At 70.5% G+C, this 20267-nt stretch carries 18 protein-coding genes; 10 read left to right on the plus strand and 8 right to left on the minus strand.

What is annotated here, in order from left to right; genetic code table 11:
* Positions 1-212 precede the first annotated feature (212 nt).
* Both D7V97_RS20390 and D7V97_RS20395 read left to right on the plus strand, forming a co-directional pair.
* The gene (locus D7V97_RS20390; protein ID WP_120612319.1) at positions 213-1097 is read left to right on the plus strand and encodes an alpha/beta fold hydrolase; all 885 of its coding nucleotides are present in this window, start codon (positions 213-215) and stop codon (positions 1095-1097) included.
* Between the two features lie 103 nt (positions 1098-1200).
* Complete coding sequence (locus tag D7V97_RS20395; protein WP_120612320.1) at positions 1201-2604, plus strand: FAD-binding oxidoreductase; 1404 nt, start codon at positions 1201-1203, stop codon at positions 2602-2604.
* Here the strand turns inward: D7V97_RS20395 and serA are convergent.
* The 3 genes from serA to D7V97_RS20410 all read right to left on the minus strand — a co-directional run bounded on the left by serA (position 2601) and on the right by D7V97_RS20410 (position 6169).
* Positions 2601-3854 carry a phosphoglycerate dehydrogenase gene (serA, locus tag D7V97_RS20400; protein ID WP_120612321.1) on the minus strand — a complete coding sequence of 418 codons (1254 nt, stop codon included), beginning with the start codon at positions 3852-3854 and terminating at the stop codon, positions 2601-2603. The genes D7V97_RS20395 and serA overlap by 4 nt on opposite strands.
* Positions 3855-4016: 162 nt before the next feature.
* A complete protein-coding gene (locus D7V97_RS20405) occupies positions 4017-5660 on the minus strand; it encodes a trypsin-like peptidase domain-containing protein (protein ID WP_120612322.1) in 1644 nt (547 codons plus the stop codon).
* A gap of 131 nt (positions 5661-5791) precedes the next feature.
* On the minus strand, positions 5792-6169 hold the full coding sequence (locus D7V97_RS20410) for an STAS/SEC14 domain-containing protein (RefSeq protein WP_120612323.1): 378 nt from the start codon (positions 6167-6169) through the stop codon (positions 5792-5794).
* A 196-nt stretch (positions 6170-6365) separates the two neighbouring features.
* Here D7V97_RS20410 and D7V97_RS20415 point away from each other — a divergent pair, with 196 nt between their 5' ends.
* Together D7V97_RS20415 and D7V97_RS20420 are read left to right on the plus strand one after the other, a co-directional pair.
* A complete protein-coding gene (locus D7V97_RS20415; RefSeq protein ID WP_120612335.1) occupies positions 6366-6743 on the plus strand; it encodes a hypothetical protein in 378 nt (125 codons plus the stop codon).
* 263 nt (positions 6744-7006) lie between these two features.
* The gene (locus D7V97_RS20420; protein WP_120612324.1) at positions 7007-8035 is read left to right on the plus strand and encodes a class I SAM-dependent methyltransferase; all 1029 of its coding nucleotides are present in this window, start codon (positions 7007-7009) and stop codon (positions 8033-8035) included.
* A gap of 19 nt (positions 8036-8054) precedes the next feature.
* Here the strand turns inward: D7V97_RS20420 and D7V97_RS20425 are convergent, their stop codons facing one another.
* Positions 8055-13013 (minus strand): ATP-binding protein, encoded by a 4959-nt coding sequence (locus D7V97_RS20425; protein WP_120612325.1) that lies wholly within the window; start codon positions 13011-13013, stop codon positions 8055-8057.
* 448 nt (positions 13014-13461) lie between these two features.
* Between D7V97_RS20425 and D7V97_RS20430 the strand changes: the two genes are divergently transcribed.
* The 3 genes from D7V97_RS20430 to hppD are packed head-to-tail and all read left to right on the plus strand — an operon-like array spanning position 13462 to position 16298.
* Complete coding sequence (locus D7V97_RS20430) at positions 13462-14442, plus strand: fumarylacetoacetate hydrolase family protein (RefSeq protein WP_120612326.1); 981 nt, start codon at positions 13462-13464, stop codon at positions 14440-14442.
* Positions 14439-15098, plus strand: coding sequence for a maleylacetoacetate isomerase (gene maiA, locus D7V97_RS20435; protein WP_120612327.1), 660 nt, complete (start codon positions 14439-14441; stop codon positions 15096-15098). Before D7V97_RS20430 ends, maiA begins: the two co-directional genes overlap by 4 nt.
* A gap of 36 nt (positions 15099-15134) precedes the next feature.
* Positions 15135-16298, plus strand: coding sequence for a 4-hydroxyphenylpyruvate dioxygenase (gene hppD, locus D7V97_RS20440; protein WP_120612328.1), 1164 nt, complete (start codon positions 15135-15137; stop codon positions 16296-16298).
* Positions 16299-16321: 23 nt separating this feature from the next.
* Here hppD and D7V97_RS20445 read toward each other — a convergent pair whose 3' ends face one another.
* Complete coding sequence (locus D7V97_RS20445) at positions 16322-16732, minus strand: hypothetical protein (protein WP_147444893.1); 411 nt, start codon at positions 16730-16732, stop codon at positions 16322-16324.
* A gap of 495 nt (positions 16733-17227) precedes the next feature.
* Between D7V97_RS20445 and D7V97_RS44205 the strand changes: the two genes are divergently transcribed.
* Complete coding sequence (locus D7V97_RS44205; protein WP_147444894.1) at positions 17228-17410, plus strand: hypothetical protein; 183 nt, start codon at positions 17228-17230, stop codon at positions 17408-17410.
* A gap of 27 nt (positions 17411-17437) precedes the next feature.
* Here D7V97_RS44205 and D7V97_RS20455 read toward each other — a convergent pair whose 3' ends face one another.
* Positions 17438-17851, minus strand: a complete 414-nt coding sequence (locus D7V97_RS20455; protein ID WP_147444895.1) for a hypothetical protein — start codon at positions 17849-17851, stop codon at positions 17438-17440.
* Between the two features lie 179 nt (positions 17852-18030).
* On the opposite strand from D7V97_RS20455, the gene D7V97_RS20460 reads away from it, so the two are divergent.
* Positions 18031-18255: a hypothetical protein gene (locus D7V97_RS20460; RefSeq protein ID WP_147444896.1), complete on the plus strand. Its 225-nt coding sequence runs from the start codon at positions 18031-18033 to the stop codon at positions 18253-18255.
* Here the strand turns inward: D7V97_RS20460 and D7V97_RS20465 are convergent, their stop codons facing one another.
* Both D7V97_RS20465 and D7V97_RS20470 read right to left on the minus strand, forming a co-directional pair.
* Positions 18256-18519 (minus strand): hypothetical protein, encoded by a 264-nt coding sequence (locus D7V97_RS20465; protein ID WP_147444897.1) that lies wholly within the window; start codon positions 18517-18519, stop codon positions 18256-18258.
* Positions 18520-18825: 306 nt separating this feature from the next.
* Positions 18826-19908 carry a folate-binding protein YgfZ gene (locus D7V97_RS20470; RefSeq protein ID WP_120612334.1) on the minus strand — a complete coding sequence of 361 codons (1083 nt, stop codon included), beginning with the start codon at positions 19906-19908 and terminating at the stop codon, positions 18826-18828.
* A 38-nt stretch (positions 19909-19946) separates the two neighbouring features.
* Here D7V97_RS20470 and D7V97_RS20475 point away from each other — a divergent pair.
* A partial coding sequence (locus D7V97_RS20475; protein WP_147444898.1) for a cupin domain-containing protein occupies positions 19947-20267 on the plus strand: 321 nt, incomplete at its 3' end.

Below are 20267 nucleotides of genomic sequence, written 5' to 3' on the forward strand. Positions count from 1 at the left end.
GTCCGGCCGCAAGCCGCCGCTCCTCAAGCTGCTGCGCCGTCCAGTGCTTTGGCTGCCACGCCATGGACGCCACCTCTCCATGATGTAACCCGTCAGACCCTTACCCGACTTCCCTGAAGGGGTTTAGGGAGGCCCCCGGGGACGATGGCGGGCCCGGGGTCCGACGCACACCTTCGTGCGCGTCGGATCTCCCCCGCACCGCAAGGGCCCCCATGTCCACCACGTCCACGGAAACCGAATCCAGCAGCGCGCATGTTGGAAAGCTGTCGGGCAGCTATCTCACCACCCGGGATGGCACCTGGCTCTACTTCAAGGACTGGGGCCCCCGGCATGGTCAGCCGGTGGTCTTCTCCCACGGCTGGCCCCTGACGGCCGACGCCTGGGAAGACCAGATGATGTTCCTGGCGGACCACGGCTATCGCACCATCGCGCATGACCGCCGGGGGCATGGCCGTTCGTCGCAGACCCGGAACGGCCACGAGATGAGCACCTACGCGGATGATCTCGCCGCGCTCACCTCCACGCTCGACCTGCGCAAGGCCATCCATGTCGGTCACTCGACAGGAGGCGGCGAGGTCACGCGCTACATCGGGCGTCACGGCACGTCGCGCGTGGCGAAGGCGGTGCTCATCAGCGCCGTTCCGCCCATCATGCTCAAGACGGACTGGCATCCGAACGGGCTGCCCATCACGGCCTTCGACAGCATCCGGGCCGGCGTGCGCGCCGACCGCTCCAGCTTCTTCAAGGAGCTGAGCCTGGCGTTCTACGGCTACAACCGGCCGGGCGCGAAGGTGTCGGAGGGCGTCCGTGAGAGCTTCTGGCTCCAGTCCATGATGGGGGCGCTGAACGCCGAATATGCGTGCATCAAGGCGTTCTCGGAGACCGACTTCCGCGCCGACCTCGCCCGGTTCGACGTGCCGACCCTGGTGATGCATGGGGACGATGATCAGATCGTCCCCATCGACGGCGCGTCGAGGCTCACCGTGAACCTCGTCAAGGGCGCGGAGCTGAAGGTCTACCCCGGCTTCAGCCACGGGATGTGCACCGTCAACAAGGACGTCATCAACGCGGACCTGCTGGCCTTCATCAAGGGCTGACGCGACGAAGGGGGCCGTGTAGGTGACGGATGCGCCCTCCGTGGCGGAGCGCATGCCACCGCCGGACTTGTCTTGCCGGGGTGCGTGAAATAGGCCTGGAGCCATGTCCACCGCCGCGCTGCCCGCCGACTTCCTCCGCGCCATCGCCGAGTCCTTCCCCGCCGACTTCCTCACCCGGGAGCCCGCGGAGCTCCAGGAGTACGGCCGCGACTGGACGCGCGTGTACGCCCCCGCCCCCAGTGCGGTGGCCTTCCCCCGCACCACGGACGAGGTCGCCCGCTTCCTGGCGCTCTGCCACCAGCACCGCGTCGCGGTGGTGCCCTCCGGCGGACGCACGGGCCTCGCGGGCGGGGCGGTGGCGATGAAGGGCGAGGTGGTGCTGTCGCTCAAGCGGATGACCCGGATGGAGCCCGTGGACCTGCTCGGCAACACGGTGCGCGTGCAGGCGGGCGCGGTGACGGAAGGGGTGCACCAGCACTGCGCTCCGCACGGGCTCACCTGGCCGGTGGACTTCGCCTCCAAGGGCAGCAGCACGGTGGGCGGCAACATCGCCACCAACGCGGGCGGCGTGAAGGTCATCCGCTACGGCCTCACCCGGCAGTGGGTGCTGGGGCTCCAGGTGGTGACGGCGCAGGGCCAGGTGCTGGAGCTCAACGGCGCGCTGGAGAAGAACAACACCGGCGTGGACCTGCGCCAGCTCTTCATCGGCAGCGAGGGCACGCTGGGCGTCATCACGGAGGCCACGCTCAAGCTGACGCGGCTGCCGGGCAAGCAGGACGTCTTCCTCTTCGCGGTGCCGGACGTGGCCGCCGTGCTGCGCCTGTTCCGCGACGCGCGCCAGGCCCCGCTCGCGCTGTCCGCCTACGAGTTCTTCACCGACAAATGCCTGGCCCGCGTGCAGCGCCACCGCAAGCTGCGCTCGCCCTTCGAGGCCCCCAGCGGCTGCTACGTGCTGCTGGAGTCGGAGGGCGGCGACCCGGCGGCGGTGGAGGCGTGGCTTGGGTCCCTCTTCGAGCGCGGCCTCGTCACCGACGGCACCCAGGCGCAAGGAGCGGGGCAGGCCGCGGAGCTGTGGTCCCTGCGCGAGTCCATCAGCGAGAGCCTCTCCGCCACGGGCGTGCTGCACAAGAACGACATCTCCCTGCCGGTGGCGAACCTGGAGGCGTTCTGCGCGGAGCTGGATGCCGTGTTCGCCAGCCGCTACCCGGGCTGGGAGATCTGCCTCTTCGGCCACATCGGCGACGGCAACCTGCACGTCAACGTGATGAAGCCGGACGCGGTGGAGAAGGCGGACTTCTTCGCGCACGCGAAGCAGGCGGACCACGCCATGTTCGACCTCGTGCGCAAGCACGGCGGCAGCATCTCCGCCGAGCACGGCATCGGCCTCTTGAAGAAGGACTACCTGGACTACACGCGCGCGCCCGGGGAGCTGGAGCTGCTCCGCACCCTCAAGCGCGCGTTGGATCCGGAAGGCATCCTCAACCCGGGGAAGATATTGGACGCCTAGGACACCATGCGCGTCTTGATGTCCGTCTCCAGCCCGGCGATGGCGTCGCACACCTGCTGGGACACGTCCTGGTCCAGGTCCATCACCAGGTAGCCCACGTTGGCGTCGGTGCTCAGCACCTGCGCGTGGATGTTGGCGTTGAAGTCGGACACGATGCGGTTGATGTCACGCAGCACGCCCGGCGTGTTGCGGTGCACGTTGATGATGCGGTGGGTGCCCGGGATGATGGGCGCCTCCACCTGCGGGAAGTTCACCGCGCCCGTCGTCGCGCCGCCCTTGACGAACTTGAGCAGCGACGTGGCCACCTCCTTGCCAATGGACGCCTGCGCCTCCTCCGTGGAGCCGCCGATGTGCGGCGTCAGCACCACGTTGGGCAGCCCCTGCAGCTCCGTCACGAAGCCGTCCGAGTTGCCCTCCGGCTCCTCCGGGTACACGTCCACCGCCGCGCCCCCCAGGTGCTTGGAGCGCAGCGCCTGCGCCAGCGCCGGGATGTCCACCACCGTGCCGCGGCTGGCGTTGATGAGGCACGCGCCCGGCTTCATCGCCGCGAGCTGCTCGGGGCCGATGAGCAGGTGCGTGGAGCTCAGCGCCGGCACGTGCAGCGTCACGAAGTCCGACTCCGCCAGGAGCCCGTTCAACGTGGACACCGACCGCGAGTTGCCCAGGGGCAGCTTCGTCATCACGTCGTAGTAGAGGACGCGCATGCCCAGCGACTCCGCCAGCACGCCCAGCTGCGAGCCGATGTGCCCGTAGCCGATGATGCCCAGCGTCTTGCCGCGCACCTCGTGGCTGCCCGTGGCCACCTTGCGCCACTGGCCCTGGTGCACCTCGCGGCTGCGGTCGAAGAGCTGGCGCGTCAGCACCACCACCTCCGCCAGCACCATCTCCGCCACGCTGCGCGTGTTGCTGAACGGCGCGTTGAACACCGGCACGCCGTGCACGCTGGACGCGAGCAGGTCCACCTGGTTGGTGCCGATGCAGAACGCCCCAATCGCCAGCAGGTCGTCCGCGTACTTCAGCGACCCCTCCGGCACCGTCGTCTTGCTGCGGATGCCCAACAGGTGCACGCCGCGCAGGCGCTCCGCCAGCTCCTCCGGCTTGAGCGCGGCGGACAGCCGCTCCACCTGGAAGCCCTCCGCCACCAGCATCTCCTGGGCCGAGGCGTGGATGTTCTCCAGCAGCAGGACGCGCAGCGGGCCCTGGTTGTTGACGGGGCGGCGGGGTGAGGGCGGGAAGCGGGGTGTGCTCATGGCGCCTTGCGTTAGACTTGCCTCCCCAGGCTGTCAAGCCTCGGGTGGACGGGAAAGCCCCCTGGAGGGCAGGGCAGGGTGTGGATGAAAACACCGGGCCCGCCGCTCCCCAAGGTGAAGGGGGAAGGGCGGGCCCGTGAGGAAGCAGGGAAGCGGGCCTGACTACTGGGCGGTCCAGGCCAGGGTGCCGCTGCACGCGGAGCTGCCGAAGCAGCCGATGCGGATCTGATACGTGCCGCCCGCGCCCGTGGGCACGGTGTAGGACGCGTGCGACAGCGAACCGCACGCGTCGTCGTTGAACGTCACCTGCTGGCCGGCGGCGTTGAACAGGCGCACCACCGTGTCACCCGTGCCGGACGCGCCCGTCACGCCGCAGCTGCCGAAGGACAGCGCCTGGCCCGCCACGAGCGCCACGTCGGCGTTCACCGTGTTCTGGGTGGCGTTGTTGGTGTTGCTCACGCTGAACGGGGTGGAGCCGCTGGTGGGCGGCGTCGTGCTGCCCGCCGTCACTTCCCAGGAGACGGTGCCGCCGCAGGGGGTGTTCTGGTAGCAGCCGGCGCGGATTTCATACGTGCCCGCGACGGTGGCCGTGAAGGTCACCTTGGAGCCCGAGCCGCCGCACGCGTCGTCGTTGGAGGCGACCTCCGCGCCGGAGGGGCCGCGCAGGCGCAGGTACGAGTCGCCGGTGACGGCCGCGTCCGTGACGCCGCAGGTGCCCACGGTGAGCTGCTGCCCGGCCGCGAGCGTCACCGTGCCGTTGACGGTGCCGCGCGTGGCGCTGGCGGTGTTGGTCGTGGAGAAGGCGTACTTCGTGGGCGGGGGCGGCGTGGTGTTGCACAGCCGCAGGTTGGTGTTGCGCGCGCAGAACTCCTGGATGGCCCGGTGCACGTAGATGATGCTCTCGCCGGAGCAGCCCGTCTCCGTGCACACGTTGACCTCGTTGCAGTTGGCGCCGTCGCGCGGCACGTAGTCCGTCTCGCCCTGCACCAGGATGCCGGCCACGGTGTTGTTGACCGTCTCGTACACGCCGGAGCCGGAGTTGCCCGCGAAGGTGTCCGTGGTGGCGTCGAAGTAGTCCATGAAGTCCGCGTTGTTCTCCCGCACGGAGCCGCCCGAGTCGATCTTGAACGGGATGCCGCTGCCGCTGCCGATGACGGCCAGGTTGGCGCCCACCGCGAGCGGCGCGCTGCCCGGGCGCACCGGCGCGGGGGTGAAGCGCGGCGCCGCAGAGCGGTCCAGCTTCACGATGGTGAAGTCCAGGTAGAGGTCACCCTCCTCCAGCTTGTGGGCCACGATGCTCTTGCAGTTGAAGACGTCCGCGCTGGTGATGGTCTCCATCACCCCGGCGGCGGTGCGGTAGAACTTGAAGACGAAGCGCGCGTCGGCGCAGTCCGCCACGTCCTCGATGCAGTGACCCGCGGTGAGCACCAGGTCATCGTCGATGAGCGTGCCCGAGCAGAAGGCCGGCGCCGGGTCGTCGCGGAAGCGCTGGTCGGTGCACAGGTTCTCCCACTGGGTCAGCGTCTTGCCGTTGACGACGACGTTGTTGGGATTGGAGGTGTCGACGTCCTCCGGGTACAGCAGCGCCACCGTGGACTGCCGGGCCCGCTCCCGCAGCACGGCGCTGGGGTGCGCGTAGACGTCCTGGCGATCATCGTTGCCGTACACGACGGGCGTGCGGGACTCGGCGAGCGGGTCCTGCGCGGGCGCGTCCGACTCGGGAGCCGGTCCGCAGGCCAGCGCGGTGAGGGTACACATGAGGGTGCCGAGCAGCTTCGCTCGGAAGGCGGGGGCGGACAGGGACATGCGGGGCGACTCCTGACGGTGCGGCGACAGACACAGTGAAGGAATGGGGTGTTACTGTAACACGTAGGCGGACCCGGGCGGTCGCAGGGCCTCTGCGCACCGTCGGGGGTTCAAAGGTTGCCGCGAGCGGCTCAGTCGGCGTCGGGCGCTTCGAGCCAGGCCAGGGCCTCGGCGCGGGACTCGAAGGTCTTCGCGGGGATGGTGAGGCCGGCGTTCTTGGTCATGCGCCAGGCCTGCAGGCCGCTGCCGGGGTCCACCACCACACGGGCAGAGCGCACCATGCCGCGCTGCTGGGCGTACGCGTTCAGCCGCGCCATCTCCCCCACCACCGTGGAGGGCATCACCCGCAGCTTGGATTGGTCCACCAGGGCGGACCACTCCTTGCCTCCCCGGGCGGTGATGTCCTTCTTCAGTTGCTCGACGTACTCGGTCACGTCCTTCGGCGTCACTTCCGAAGGGTAGATGACCTCGATGATGTCGTGGGGCAGGTGGGCGATCTCGATCTTCATGCGCGGTACGGCTCTCCAGGCGGGGCGCGCCATCCTAACCGCAGTGCCTGTCGTCGCATACCAGACGCCCGCATTCCCTTCCGGGACGGCCACGGGATGTCAGACCTTGCTGGTAGATCCGTCTCTGCCAGCCCGACCGGACCCGGTGCGCCACGACGCGCGCCGACTCCAGAAGCAGCCGGCGAAGGGGGAGACCATGCGAACGAAGCTGTATGTCCTGGGCGCGGTCCTGGGTGCGGCCCCGGGCCTGCCGTCCGCGCTGCTGGCGCTGGCGGGAGCGCCGTCACTGGAAACCCACCCGGAGACTCGGACGGACGGCCGCGGGGCGGTGTCCGGCAACCACGCGGTGGTGGCGCCGCTGCCCCCGGAAGGCGCGAGCGACACGGGGGACGGGGGCACCGGCGCGTCGCCGGAGGTCGGGGACGCGGGGCACCGGACCCGCGCCATGGAGGCGGCGCCGCTCCACCCGTGCGAGCTCATCACCATCGTGGCGGTGCCGTGCGACGCCACCCGGGCCACCTGCGAGTACACGTACTGGGAGTGCCCGGAGACGGCCCACCCGTTGAGGGTTTGAGGCCGTGAGAGGGGACGAGGGCGCGGGGAGATGCTTGGACCTCCTCGCTTCCGCGCCCGGCCGGTGAAGCCGACCGGCCGGGCGCGGAAAGAGGCCTTCACCGCGGACGTGGCTTGGGGGGCTGATCCGCCCGCCCGCGCTCCAGGGGGACGGGCGCGCCCGAATGGCACAGGGCCCGTCCTCCTGGACGGAGCCGGGCCTGGCGGACGACGGGGGCGCAGGAAGTGGAACCACTCCGCTCCCGAGTTGTCAGGATGATGCCTATGCGCCACCCCTTCCCTTCGGTCCATGGCGCGGCTTTCGCGGTCGCGCCTGAACCCCAGCACCTCTTCCTGGTGAAACCCTCGGAGGAGGAGGCCACGCCAGAGGATCCCTTCGGCGAGGCGCGGCAGTGGCTGGATGCGCTGTACACCCGCATGGCGCAGGGGCCGGATGAGGTGCTCCACCACGGCATGACCTCCCTGCACGGTGGCCTCATCGAGCGGCGGCGGCATTGGAGCCCGGAGCTGTGGAAGCGCTTCTGCCTGGAGGTGGCGCGCAAGCACCCGATGCGCCACCTGGTGCATCAGTGCCCCTTCACCCGGCACGCCTTCGAGCGGCCTCGCGGCTACGCGGGGGATGCGGCCCTCATCGACTACCTCTACATCGACCACGCGGCGGATGAGCTGCACGGGGGCCGTGAGGTGTACCGGTACATGCACGGGCAGCCCAGCGCGTGCAGCGTGCGCGAGCGGCGGGAGCTGCTCACGCGCATGATGGATGAGACGGCCGAGCGCCGGCCCGACGGGCGCGTGCTGTCGGTGGCGTGCGGGCACCTGCGGGAGGCGGAGCAGTCGCGCGCGGTGGCGGAGCGGAGGCTCCAGGAGCTCATCGCGTTCGACCAGGATCCGGTGAGCCTGGCGGAGGTGTCCCGCCTGCACCCGGACGGCGTGGTGCGGCCGGTGTGCGGCTCCGTGCGCGCGCTGCTGTCCGGCAAGGTGACGTTCTCGGAGCTGGACTTCGTGTACTCGGCGGGGCTGTACGACTACCTGTCGGATTCGGTGGCCAGCCGCCTCACCTCCGTGTTCTTCGGCATGCTGCGCCCCGGGGGCCGGCTGCTGGTGGCCAACTTCGCGGTGCACCCGCCGGAGACGGGCTACATGGAGGCCTTCATGGACTGGTGGCTCACCTACCGCGACGAGGACGGCATGCGCGGCATGCTCTCGGAGACGCCGCTGGAGCAGGTGGCCAACGTGCGGCTGTTCCGCGACCGCCAGGACAACGTCATCTACCTGGAAGTAACGCGGCGGTAGGCCCTCGCGGCCCGGGCCCTCAGTGCACCGGGCCGCCGGAGCGGGGCAGGGTGACGGTGAAGGTGGAGCCCTGCTCCGGGGCGCTCACCACGTCGATGCCGCCGCCCAGCGCCTGGACGATCTCACGGACGATCCACAGGCCCAGGCCGAAGCCGCCGTAGTGGCGCACGGACACCGCGCGCTCGAAGCGCTCGAAGATGCGGGCCCGGTCCTCCTCCGCGATGCCGATGCCGTGGTCGCGCACCAGCAGCCGCACGCGTGACGCGTCCCCGTCCAGGGTGATCTCCACGGGCTTGCCCGCGCCGTACTTCATCGCGTTCGTCAGGAGATTTCCCACCACCTGTTCCAGCCGCAGCGCGTCCCAGTGGCCCACGAAGCGCGGCTGGGTGGCGTGGAAGCGCACCTCGCACTCCGCGCGCGCCAGGGACTCGCGGCTGCGCTCCAATTGCCCTCGCACCAGCGCCACCAGGTCCACGTCCTCGCGCTTGATGTGCAGCTGCCCCTGCGCGATGCGGGAGATGTCCAGCAGGTCGTTGACCAGCTTCCCCAGCCGCTGCGTCTGGGAGTAGGCGGACTCCAGCTTCGCGGACAGCTTCTCCGGGGGCATGGGCGCGCCCTTCGCCTTCGTCTGGAGCCCCTGGATGTGCAGCTGCAGCGACGTGAGCGGCGTCTTCAGCTCGTGCGCGGCGATGGACAGGAAGTCGTCGCGCCGGCGCACCGCCTCCTGCTCCTCGCGGTAGAGCCGGCCCTGCTCCTCGGAGAGCGCGGCGATGCGTTCGAAGTTCTCCGTGTTCTCCAGCGCGGCGCCCGCGAGCACCGCCACGAAGGACGCGAGCCGCTCCTCGTCCTCGCCGAACAGCGCCCCCACCTTGCGGTGGCTGGCCACCACGCACGCCACCGTCTTGCCGCGCACCTGCAACGGCGCGCACAGGAGGGAGCGCACGCCCAACAGCTCCATGCTGTCGCTGATGCCGCCGGGCAGGCCCTGGCCCATCACGGTGATGCGGCCCGTCTCCAGCGCGCGCGCGAGCGCGGTGCGGCTCAGGCCCTGGGACTTCGCGTCGTCCTCCGACATCAGCGCGCGCGGATCCACCACCGCGCAGCGCTCCGCGCGCAAGAGCTCCACCATGGACTGGCGCGCGGCCTCGAAGACGGCCTCGCGCGACAGGGCGGAGGCGAGGCGCCGTCCTGCCTCCAGCACGCGCGGGAAGCGGTCCACCAGCGACAGCGTGCCCACGCCCGCCGTGGGGCCCGGCCCCGCTTGCAGGCCGTCGTCCAGGGCCTCCAGGTCGCGGGTGGCCGTCTCCACATCGCGCGCGGCCCAGGGCCAGCCCTGCGCCTTGCCCACGTCACCTCGGGCCTTGAGCGACAGCGCGCGCTCCTGGCGCATCTCCAGGGCTTCGGCCACGCGCAGTGATTCGTTCAGCAGCTTCCGGGCCTGCTTGGGGCGGCCGCGCAGCGCCGCCAGCAACCCGCGCTCGCGCAGCGCGTGGGGCAGGTTGTTGCGGTAGGTGCGCGCCACGGCGTGGGCCCGCTTCGCCACGGCCTCCGCTTCCGCGAGGAGCGCGTCGCGCCGCTTCGGGTTCAACGGGCTGCTCTCCTGCGCGAGCTGCCGGCGCGCGGTGGCGAGCCACGGGGTGATGGGGGCCACGTACTCCTGGCGCAGGTGCGCGTCCTCCACCACGCGCTCGGCGCGCTCCAGCACCTCCGCGGCGCGCGCCGGTTCACCCTCTCGCAACAGCCGCAGGGCCTCCGCCTGGAGCACGCCCGCGAAGGACTGCGGGTCGGTGGCGGTGGGCGCCGCCAGCTCCGCCTCCAGCAGCGCGGCGGGGATGCGGCCCCCGGTGGACTTGGCCCACGCCTCCAGCCCCAGGCGCAGCGAGTACCGGTCCCCCAGCGCGAGCGCCGCCGCGTGCAGCCGCTGGCTCACCCCCGTGGCCTCCTTCAGCCGGCCCAGGCGGTAGAGCGACATGGCGATCTGGAAGGTGGCGTTGTTCACCTCCCACGGGTCGCCGGTGCGCTCCAGGAGGCGCACCGCTTCGCGGCACCGCTCGATGCACTCGCGGAAGCGCGACGAGGCATAGAGGGCCAGCCCGTAGAAGTGCAGCGACTGGCCCTGGCCCCACACGTCGCCCAGCTGCCTGCGCAGCGCGAGGGACTTCTCCGCGTACGCGTACGCGCGCTGGAACCAGGGCAGGGTGGTGAGCGCGGGCGAGTGCGCGGAGTACGCCTGCGCCAGCTCCGGCGTGGGCGGGTAGCGCTCCGCGAGGTTCATGTCGCGCAGGTGCGCCCACAGCACGGCGGCCCGTCCCCGCTGGTACCAGTAGCCGTAGGCGAGCCGGCTGTAGAGGTTGACCGCGAGCATGTCCTCCTCGCCCTCGGCCAGCGACTTGCGGCCCAGCCACAGGCGCGGCGCCACGCTGTGCGCGGCCTGGGTCAATATCTCCCACGCGGCGCTCGCCCCGGTGGTGACGCCGTTGAGCGGCACCCAGCGGCCCATCAGCTTCAGGCCCTGCTCCAGGTAGGCGTTGGCCTGCACCGTCTGGCCGCGCTTGAAGGCGAGCTCTCCCAGGTGCCCCAGCGTGCGACCCTGCTCCAGCCGGTCGCGCGCCAGCCGCTGCGCGGACTCCAGCTGCTGCTGGGCTTCGTCATAGCGGCCGCGCATCATCAGCGCGGTGCCCAGGCCGGAGGCGATGAGGAAGCGGGTGTGCGGATCCGCGCCCGCCGCGCCGCGCTCGGCGATGCGGTAGTTGAGCTCCGCGGTGTCCAGGGCGAAGCGCTGGCGCGCCTGCTCCGCGGCCACCAGCGCGTAGGGCAGGGCCTGCGCGGGCTCACCGGCGGCGTCGAAGTGGTAGGCCAGCTCGAACGGATCCGTGGGCACGCTCTGCGCGGCGGCGCGCGCGGCCAGGCGGTGCAGCTCGCGGCGCTCCTCGGGGGAGAGCAGGTCCAGCAGCACCTCGCGCAGCTTGTCGTGCACGAAGGTGGAGCGCGTGCCCTCCATCCACAGCATGTGCCGGCGGCGCGGCGGATCCAACGCGGCGTTGACGGCCTCCACCGGCGTGCCGGACAGGGCCGCGACGGCCCTCGCGTCGAAGGCCTTGCCCAGCACGGCGCCCACGCTCAGCACGTGCAGGGACTCCGGTGGCAACAGGCGCAGGCGCCGCACGAGGAAGGTGGCCGCCTGGCGCGAGGAGCGCGCGTGCGCCATGGCCTCCGGCTGCACCTGCCAGCCGTCCTGGCCGGGCACGAGCACGCCGTCCTCCACCAGCCCGTGCAGCACCGCCGAGGCCATGAAGGGGTTGCCCTCCGACAGCCGCGTCACCAGCTCCACCGCCTCGGGCGGCAGCACGCCGGCCATGGACTCCGCCAGCCGCGCCACCTCCGCCGCGCCGAAGGCGGCCAGCTTCAGGTGCGCGCTCGGGGCCAGCCGCCGCAGCACGTGGCCCTGGGGGATGTCCTCGCTGCGGAACGACACCAGCAGCAGCAGGCGCCCGTCCGCGGGACGGCGGCCCTGGGACCAGGCCTCCAGCGCGCGCAGCGTGAGCGCGTCCGCCCACTGGCAGTCCTCCAGCACCACCACCGCGGGCGCTTCCTTCGTGCCCAGGGCGTTGAGCAGCGCGGTGAGGCACCAGACGCTGCGGCTCTCGCTCAGCGACTCCGGCCCCAGGCCCTGCGACTGCGGCTGCGGCACGCCGGGCGACAGCACCTCCGTGAGGCGCGGCAGCACCGTGCACAGGCCCGCCTCCTGCCCCGCGAGCCGCTCGCGCAGGAGCGCCCCCAGCGCGGGCTGCTCCTGCACCGCCTGGGCGACGCCGTCCGCCACGCCCGCGAAGAGCTGGAAGGGCCGCTGCGCCGCCTGGTCCTGCGCCTGCCCGTGCAGCACCCACGCGCGGTGTCCGGTGGCGCGCGCGGAGAACTCCTCCAAGAGCCGGCTCTTGCCCCCGCCGGACTCGCCCTCCACCACGACGCCCCGGGCGCCCTGGGTGCTCGCGTGCGCCAGCTCGCGCTCCAGCGTCGCCAGCTCCTCGCGGCGGCCCACGAAGGACGGCTCGGTGAGGCTCTGGCGGTGGTCGTGCGCGCCGGTGACGAGCGCGGGCTCCGCCTCGCCCCGCGACAGCGCGGCCTCCAGCGCGTTCAGGTCCGCGAGCGCCGCTTCGGCGGACTGGTAGCGGTCGCGCGGGTCCGTCTGGCTCAGCCGCGCGATGAGCTCCTCCATCGCGAGCGGCACCTCCACGCCCACCGCGCGCAGCCGGGGGTGCGAGCCCAGGTGCAGCCGCAGCACCTCGCCCACCGACGTGCCCTCCAGCGCGGGCCGGCCCGACAGCGCCTCGAAGAGCACCAGCCCCACGGCGTACAGGTCCGACGGGGTCTCCACCGGCCGGTTGAGCAGCCCCGCCTGTTCGGGCGACAGGTAGCGGGCGGTGCCCACCGGCAGGTCGCGCAGGGAGGGGTCCAGCCGCTCGCTGCGCGCCAGGCCGAAGTCGGTGAGCCACGCGGACGACAGCGGGTGGTCGCGCACCAGCACGTTGGACGGCTTCACGTCGCGGTGCAGGACGCCCTCGTGGTGGGCCTCCGCGAGCGCCTCCAGCAGGCGCTGGCCCAGGGTGATGGCCTCCGGCAGGGACAGCGGGCCGCGCAGCAGGCGGGCCTCCAGCGTCTCGCCTTCAATCCAGGGGGTGACGAGGTAGAGCAGGTCGTCGAAGGTGCCCAGGTGGCGCACGGGCACGAGCGCGGCGTGGCTCAGCCGCGACAGCACCTCCGCCTCGTGCTCCAGGCGGTGGCGCGCCGTGGGGACGAAGGCGGACAGGGAGGTGACCTTCACGAGCACGCGCTCGCGGGTCAGCAGATCCAACCCCTGCCAGGTGGAGATGCCCCGGCCGGTCTTCAAGCGCTGGCGCAGCTCGTAGCGATTGCCCAGCCGCTGGCCCGGATGGGGCTCCCCGGGGGTGTCGCCGGCCTGTTGGAAGCCTCCCGCCATTCGGTACCCTCGCGCGCCCCAGCCGCGCCGCCCCGGCGGCGCGGTCGGCCGGACGTCCCTTTCCCACAACCTGGGTTGCCGCCCGGGTCCCTGCCAGGGGGGAGCGACACCCGCCGTGCGTGCACTGCTTGGGACTTGAACAGCCGAAGCGCCCTCGCTTCCCGCGTTCTTCCCTGCTGCACCTCCGCCTGTCCGTGGGGCGGCCAGCCGTCCGGGCCCTCCCGTCAAGCAGGGAACGCACGCCTCGTGGGTTTCCACGACAAGGGACGTGCGGAACCGCACGCTGTCAGCAGCGCGCATGCTACCGGCCAGCAGCGTTGCTGGAGGGGGAACGGAATGCCGCGCCGCGTTCAACAGGCGTGCTTGACACCCCTGGTGCCCCGACGGAAAAGCCGGGCAGTTCAGGCGGTCCGCCTTCCCCCCACCCGGCCGCCGAGGGAGCCCGGAATTGAAGCTCGCGACGCTCAAGGACGGAACCCGCGATGGGCGGCTCATCGTCGTCAAGCGCGACAACTCCGCGTATGCGCTGGCCACCAACGTGGCCCTCACGCTGCAAGCGGCACTGGACGACTGGGACGCGCGGGAGCCGCAGCTGCGCGCCCTGGCGCAGCAACTGGAGCAGGACGCGGTGCAGAGCCGCCCCCTGGACGTGAAGGCGCTGCACGCCCCGCTGCCGCGCGCCTATGAGTGGGTGGACGGCAGCGCGTACATCAACCACGTCCTCCTGGTGCGCAAGGCGCGCAACGCGGAGCCCCCCGCCACGCTGCGCACGGATCCGCTGGTGTACCAGGGCGGCTCCGGCGACTTCCTGGCGCCCACCGCGGACATCCCCCTGCGCGACGAGGCGTGGGGCCTGGACTTCGAGAGCGAGGTCTGCGTCGTGCTGGGTGACACGCCCATGGGCACGCAGGCCCAGGACGCGGGCAAGCACATCAAGCTGGTGATGATCGCCAACGACGTGTCCTTGCGGAACCTCATCCCGGAGGAGCTGGCGAAGGGCTTCGGCTTCTTCCAGAGCAAGCCCGCCACCGCGTTCGGCCCCTTCGCGCTGACGCCGGATGAGCTGGGCGATGCGTGGCGGGACGGCCGCATGCACCTGCGCATGCGCAGCGTGCTCAACGGCGAGCTCGTGGGCGACACGGACGCGGGCCCGGAGATGCACTTCTCCTTCCCGGAGCTCATCCAGCACCTGACGCGCACGCGCGCGTTCACCGCGGGCACCATCCTGGGCAGCGGCACGGTGTCCAACGAGGACCGCTCGCGGGGCATCTCCTGCCTCGCCGAGCGCCGGATGATCGAGACCATCGACGAGGGCAAGCCGAAGACGCCCTTCATGAAGCCCGGGGACACCATCGACATCGAGATGCTGGACGCCGAAGGGCACAGCCTCTTTGGCCGCATCTCCCAGACGGTGGTGAAGGTCCCATGAAGCACGTGCGCCTCCATGGCTACTGGCGCTCCTCCGCGTCCTGGCGCGTGCGGCTGGGGCTGAACCTGAAGGGCATCCCCTTCGAGTACCTCGCGGTTCACCTGGTGAAGGACGGCGGCGAGCAGCACAAGGCGGCCTACCGCGCCCTCAACCCCATGGGCCGCGTGCCCACGCTGGAGTGGATGGAGGACGACGGGCAGGAGCGCCGGCTGTCGGAGTCGATGGCCATCCTGGAGTACCTGGAGGAGCGCGTGCCCTCGCCCGCCCTCCTGCCCTCGGATGCGTACCTCCGGGCGCGCACCCGGATGCTGGCGGAGACGGTGAACTCCGGCATCCAGCCGCTGCAGAACACGTCCGTGGTGCTGCGCGTCAAGGACGTGCTGAAGGCGGACGAGAAGGCCTGGGCGGCGCACTGGAACGTGCATGGGCTGACGTCGCTGGAGGCGGCGGTGCAGGCGACGGCGGGCCGTTATTGTGTGGGGGACGCCGTGTCGTTCGCGGACGTCCTGCTCGTGCCCCAGCTCTACGGCGCCCGCCGGCTGGGGGTGGACCTGAAGCCCTTTCCCACGCTGCTGCGCATTGAAGCGGCGTGCAACGAACTTCCCGCCTTCCAGGCGGCGCAGCCGGACCGGCAGCCCGACGCGCAGCCGGTGTAGTCCCCATCTTCTTTCGCATCACGAGGAGTCAGCGACATGGCCAAGCAGGAATCGCTGGGCATCAAGACCCTGGAGAGCATCCACTGGTACGTGCATGACCTGGAGCGCAGCCGCCAGTTCTACACGAAGGGGTTGGACTTCGCGGAAGTGGCGGTCTCCGGCCCGGAGCTGGACGCGCACGGCAAGCAGAAGTCCGCGCTGTTCCAGGCGGGTGAGATTGCGTTGGTGGTGAGCCAGCCGGTGGGCGAGGGTGGCCGGGCGTGGCGCTACCTGCGCAAGCACCCGGACGGCGTGGGCACGCTGAACTTCGAGGTGGAGGACGTGGAGAGGGCGTTCAAGCTGCTGGAGTCGCGCGGCGCCACGTTCATCACGGACATCCAGCGCTTCAAGGACGACGCGGGCGGCACGCTGGCGTTCTTCTCCATCACCACGCCGTTCGGTGACACCACGTTCCGCTTCCTGCAGCGGAACAACTACAAGTCCATCTACCCGGGCTTCCAGGTGCACGCGCAGCCCAAGGGCGGCAAGAACAAGTACGGCTTCGACAAGTTGGACCACGTCACGTCGAACTTCCAGACGATGAAGCCCATGCTCCTGTGGATGGAGCACGTGATGGGCTTCGAGAAGTTCTGGCACATCGAGTTCCACACCGAGGACGTGGCGTCGCAGCAGAAGCGCGACCACGGCAGCGGCCTGAAGTCGGAAGTGATGTGGGACCCGAAGAGCGGCGTGAAGTTCGCGAACAACGAGCCCAAGTTCCCGTTCTTCAAGGCCAGCCAGATCAACATCTTCAACGAGGACCACCGCGGTGACGGCGTGCAGCATCTGGCCATCACGGTGAAGGACATCCTGTCGTCCGTGAAGGACATGCGGACCAACGCGGGCATCCAGTTCATGCCCACGCCGGGCTCGTACTACGACGCGCTGCCGGAGCGCATCCAGCACATGGGCATCAAGAAGATCGACGAGGACATCAACGTCCTGCGCGACCTGGAGATCCTCATCGACGGGGACAAGGAGCGCAGCTACATGCTCCAGATCTTCATGAAGGACGCGGCGAGCCTCTACAAGCAGCCGGACGCGGGCCCGTTCTTCTACGAGATCATCCAGCGCAAGGGTGACCAGGGCTTCGGCGGCGGCAACTTCCGCGCCCTGTTCGAGAGCATCGAGCGTCAGCAGAAGGCCGAAGGTCGCATCTAGCGTTCGCTTCGGGTGGCAGCGGATCAGTCCTCGGGCAGGCTGCTGCCCGGGGGCGGGTCCTGTTGCTCCCCGGCGTCGAGGATCGCGAGGGCGAGCGGCTTCGCCTCGCGGTTCAGGTTGATGGGGATGACTCCGCGAATGCGCTGGAGGGACTCGCGATCTCCGAGCAGCGCGAGCCCGAGAGAGGCCAACGCGCACTCGTGCAGTGAGTTCGTCATCGCGAAGCCCGGCTCATCGAAGACGCGGCGCAGTGTGGTGACCCTGCCGCGATCTCCTGCAAGGGCCCCCCTGACCGCGTCGTCGAGTTCATCGTAGCTGCTGCGCGGCTTGTCCTCACGGGGAGTCGCCGGTTCGCGACGGCGCAAATGCTCCAGAAGGATGGCGCGAGCGCGGTCGATGAGTCGCTGCTTCTCTTCAGGGGGCATGGCGTTCAAGAGGGTAGGCTCACGCGCCACCCCTCGAAAGCTTCCCATCCTTCTGGCGGCACTGGGACCCCCATCGCGTCCAGGCACTCGCGGGCCTGGGCGTTCCATCCGGGTTCCGTGAGGCTGCCGGGGGGAGCGCCTGCCAGGGACTCAGCGAGCGCCTGTACCTTGGGGGTTGCTGCCCGGAAGCGCTCCGCATCCGGACTCCCCCACGCCTTCGCGCAGAACGCCGCGAGCGCCGCCATGCGGGACTGGAGCACCGTCCGCAGTTCCTCCGCCGGGGCTTGCGTGCACCACCGTTCGTAGAGGCGAGGTGCGGCCACTACGGTCAGGAGGTTGAGCGCCTCGACCACCCAGGTCGCCCCCTGCTCCCACGAAACCTCAGCCACAGATGGGCCCCAGGCGAGCGTTGAAGGGCAGCGTCTTTCGCGATTGTCGCCGCACGCAGCACTCCTTCGCTCAAGCAAGCTTCAGGAGCCTACCATCCGGCATGGGACCTGCTCGGTGCCCTTGCGCACCGCGCTCCGCCTCGTCGCCCGGGACGTGTATGCCCATGCACCCGAGCGCCAGGGGAAACATCTTCTACGCGGCGGTGAAGGGCAGGGTGGCCACGGTGACGGTGGCGGGACCTTCCGCGCCCTGTTCGAGAGCATCGAGCGTCAGCAGAAGGCCGAAGGGCGCATCTAGCTTTTTGCTTCGAGTGCCGGACGCCCTCTACTGCACGGGCCGGGGACGATTGGGCCAATCGCCCCCGGCTTCGATGAAGACGGCGACATGGCAGGTCCCGTCGCAGAGCGGTCCATTGGGTTGGACCGTCTGGTATCGCGCCGTCCCCCGGAAGTTCACGATGCTGCGTCCATCCCCTCCCTTGAGGGTCACGACGAAGACGTCACCGTCCTTCCAGCCATCGTCGTCGTTCGACAGGTAGTAGATGAGGAGTCCCTGGACCCCTTCCTCCAGGCTCTGGACCTGCAGCTCCATCGTGGGCTTGCCGAGCCTGCCGACGGGCTCGGGCCATTGCATGCCGGCGCGGAGTCCGGCGAGGCGGGTCGGGTAGCACACGTCGTTCCGACAGATGGTGAGGGTGCTGGCCTGAAGCTGCTCCCGGGAGATATCGGCGGTCATCAACAGCGTCATCCCCGTGGTGCAGCCGATCAACGTGCAGGAGACGTATTGCTCGTGCGGCCCCGGGGGCTCCGGGGGCGTTGAGGCGCATCCAGCGACAAGGAGGAGTGCCAGTGGGAGGGACGAGCGCATCCGCAGAGGGTACTTCGTCTATCCTCCGTGGCATGAACCTCATCGAACCCATGATTCTCGCGGGTGCGGTGCTGGGCGGCGTGGCGGGCGCGGTGCTGGGCTTTGCGTCTGGAATCGGGTGGGCGGTGGGCGGCCTGCTGGCGGGCGTCGTGCTGGGCGCGCTCGCCTTTCCCCCCTTGCTCATCGCGCTGGGCCTGCTGTTCATCCTGGTGACGCAGGGGCCCCGCAAGCTGCTGAGCCTGGTGCGAGGGGACCCCCGGGTGAAACGTCGTTAGTCAGTGGGCGACGGGGAGCACCGGGCACTGGCTCAGGCAGTCGAAGTAATCGGCCTGGCAGGCCTCCGCGGCCTCCGGGGTTGGCGCGTTCCGACGGCAGGCATTCAGCGCGAGGTCGCACGCGTACTCGCACGGCGGCGGACGCATGGCCTGCACCGGCTCTGCGGCGGCCGTCTCGTCGGGGGCCTGCGCCTCCGGGTCCACACCGCCACAGCCCACCAGCAGTCCCACCGACATCAGGCCCACCATGATTGCCATTCGCATGGACAGCTCCTTGGCTGGATTTATATGTTTGTGAATCATTCCAAGGATAACAGTGTCCATGCCTTGAAGGGCAGATGTGGGACGGGTGGGAGTGTGAGGAGTTGAACGCCGCGCGGCGTCAACGCCGCTCCGCCTGCCCAACTGGCGTTGTGTCCTGCTGTCTGGGATTGCCATGCGTGCGGCCCCCTTCGGGAGAGGCTCGCGGTCATCGGCGTCTGTCTGGACCCACGCCAGCGGCCCGGCTCGGACTGTCCGGCGCTGGAGGCGCGGCTGTGCGCCTTCCAACGTCCGACACGGGCCTTGGGGCTACGCGGCGGTGAAGGGCAGGGCGGCCACGGTGACGGTGGCGGGACCTTCCGCGAGCGTCAGCTCCGTGCCCGGCTCCAGCGAGTCGCGGTGCACGTACCCCAGGGCCACGCGCTGACCCTTCACCGGCGAGCGCACCACGCTCGTCACCCAGCCCACCTTCTTCTCACCCCGGCGCAGCTCCGTGCCGGGCGCCACGTCCGCGTCCCCGTCGCCCAGCAGCAGGCCCGCGAGCTGCCGGTTCATGCGCCCGCGGAAGGTGGCCCGGGCGATGACCTCCTGCCCGATGTAGCAACCCTTGTTGTACGAGATGGCGTGCGTGAGGTTCGCCTCCAGCGGGATGGTGGTGTCCACCATGTCCTGCCCGTAGCGCGGCACCCCCGCCTCCACCCGCAGCAACTCCAGCGCGTCGAACCCCAGGGGCTTCAGCCCGTGCGCCGCGCCCGCCTGTGTGAGCGCTGTCCACACCGCCTCCAACCCCGCGCGCGGCACCAGCACGTCCACGCCCGCCACCCCACCCGGGAGCGCCGTCCCCAACAGCCACACGTCCTGCCCGGCGAGCACCGCCTGCCGGCTCAAGTGGGGCGGAAGCGCTTCGAAGGGGGCGCCCAGCACGGCGCCCAGCACCTGGGCCGTCCGGGGTCCGAGCAGCCGCAGCCAGCCCGCGTCCGGGGTGCCGTCGTGCAGTTCGGCGTCCTCGGAGATGAGGTACTTGTCCAGGAACTCCCGCACCTTGGCGCCCAGGCCGGGCTCCAGGTCCAGGAGGAGGTCGCCCTCCCGCTTGAGGATGCGCGCGTCTGCCACCATGGCGCCCTTCACCGTGATGAAGGCGGCGTAGGCGGCCGAGCCCACCGGGAGGTTCTTCACCTCCTGGGTGACCATGCCGTGGAGGAAGGAGGCGCGATCCTCCCCCGTTATCCGGAGGATTTCGCGGTAGGACGCATCGTGCAGTGCCACGGCGTCCCGGGCCGCGCCATACTCCGCGCCCACGTTGCCATACCCGGCCACCACCTCACGGCCACCCACCGAAATGAAGCGGGCACCCGCGTGCTCGTGAACAAAATGCAGCGACAGCGGTTCCATGCCCGTCGCTATATAGAGGCGAAGGAGCGAATGCCACGATGGATGTGAAGCAGCTTGCGGCGTTCCAGGGCTTCTCCCTGGAGAAGCTCCAGAAGCACACCGTCTTCCAGTCCGGTCGCTTCTTCCTCGACGTCTACTGCCTGGCCCCGGGCCAGGCCCAGAAGCCCCACCGGCATGCCACGTCCGACAAGGTGTACGTCGTGTTGGACGGACAGTGCCGCTTCCGCATCGGCGATGAGGAAGCGACGCACGGCCCCGGCTCCACCCTCTTCGCCCCCGCGGGCTCCGAACACGGCGTCGTCAACGACGGCCCGGACAACGCCCGCCTCCTCGTCCTGATGACCCCGCCTCCGGAGCAC

The organism is Corallococcus sp. CA053C, from assembly GCF_003611675.1.
Classification (GTDB): Bacteria; Myxococcota; Myxococcia; order Myxococcales; family Myxococcaceae; genus Corallococcus.

Bases quoted from the DNA above. Each gene is read 5' to 3' on its own strand.
- D7V97_RS20465 (WP_147444897.1), bottom strand. From the start codon at position 18,519: ATGCGAATGGCAATCATGGTGGGCCTGATGTCGGTGGGACTGCTGGTG.
- D7V97_RS20405 (WP_120612322.1), bottom strand. From the start codon at position 5,660: ATGTCCCTGTCCGCCCCCGCCTTCCGAGCGAAGCTGCTCGGCACCCTC.
- D7V97_RS20460 (WP_147444896.1), top strand. From the start codon at position 18,031: ATGATTCTCGCGGGTGCGGTGCTGGGCGGCGTGGCGGGCGCGGTGCTG.
- maiA (WP_120612327.1), top strand. From the start codon at position 14,439: ATGAAGCACGTGCGCCTCCATGGCTACTGGCGCTCCTCCGCGTCCTGG.
- hppD (WP_120612328.1), top strand. From the start codon at position 15,135: ATGGCCAAGCAGGAATCGCTGGGCATCAAGACCCTGGAGAGCATCCAC.
- D7V97_RS20390 (WP_120612319.1), top strand. From the start codon at position 213: ATGTCCACCACGTCCACGGAAACCGAATCCAGCAGCGCGCATGTTGGA.
- D7V97_RS20410 (WP_120612323.1), bottom strand. From the start codon at position 6,169: ATGAAGATCGAGATCGCCCACCTGCCCCACGACATCATCGAGGTCATC.
- D7V97_RS20420 (WP_120612324.1), top strand. From the start codon at position 7,007: ATGCGCCACCCCTTCCCTTCGGTCCATGGCGCGGCTTTCGCGGTCGCG.
- D7V97_RS20470 (WP_120612334.1), bottom strand. From the start codon at position 19,908: ATGGAACCGCTGTCGCTGCATTTTGTTCACGAGCACGCGGGTGCCCGC.
- D7V97_RS20425 (WP_120612325.1), bottom strand. From the start codon at position 13,013: ATGGCGGGAGGCTTCCAACAGGCCGGCGACACCCCCGGGGAGCCCCAT.
- serA (WP_120612321.1), bottom strand. From the start codon at position 3,854: ATGAGCACACCCCGCTTCCCGCCCTCACCCCGCCGCCCCGTCAACAAC.
- D7V97_RS20415 (WP_120612335.1), top strand. From the start codon at position 6,366: ATGCGAACGAAGCTGTATGTCCTGGGCGCGGTCCTGGGTGCGGCCCCG.
- D7V97_RS20395 (WP_120612320.1), top strand. From the start codon at position 1,201: ATGTCCACCGCCGCGCTGCCCGCCGACTTCCTCCGCGCCATCGCCGAG.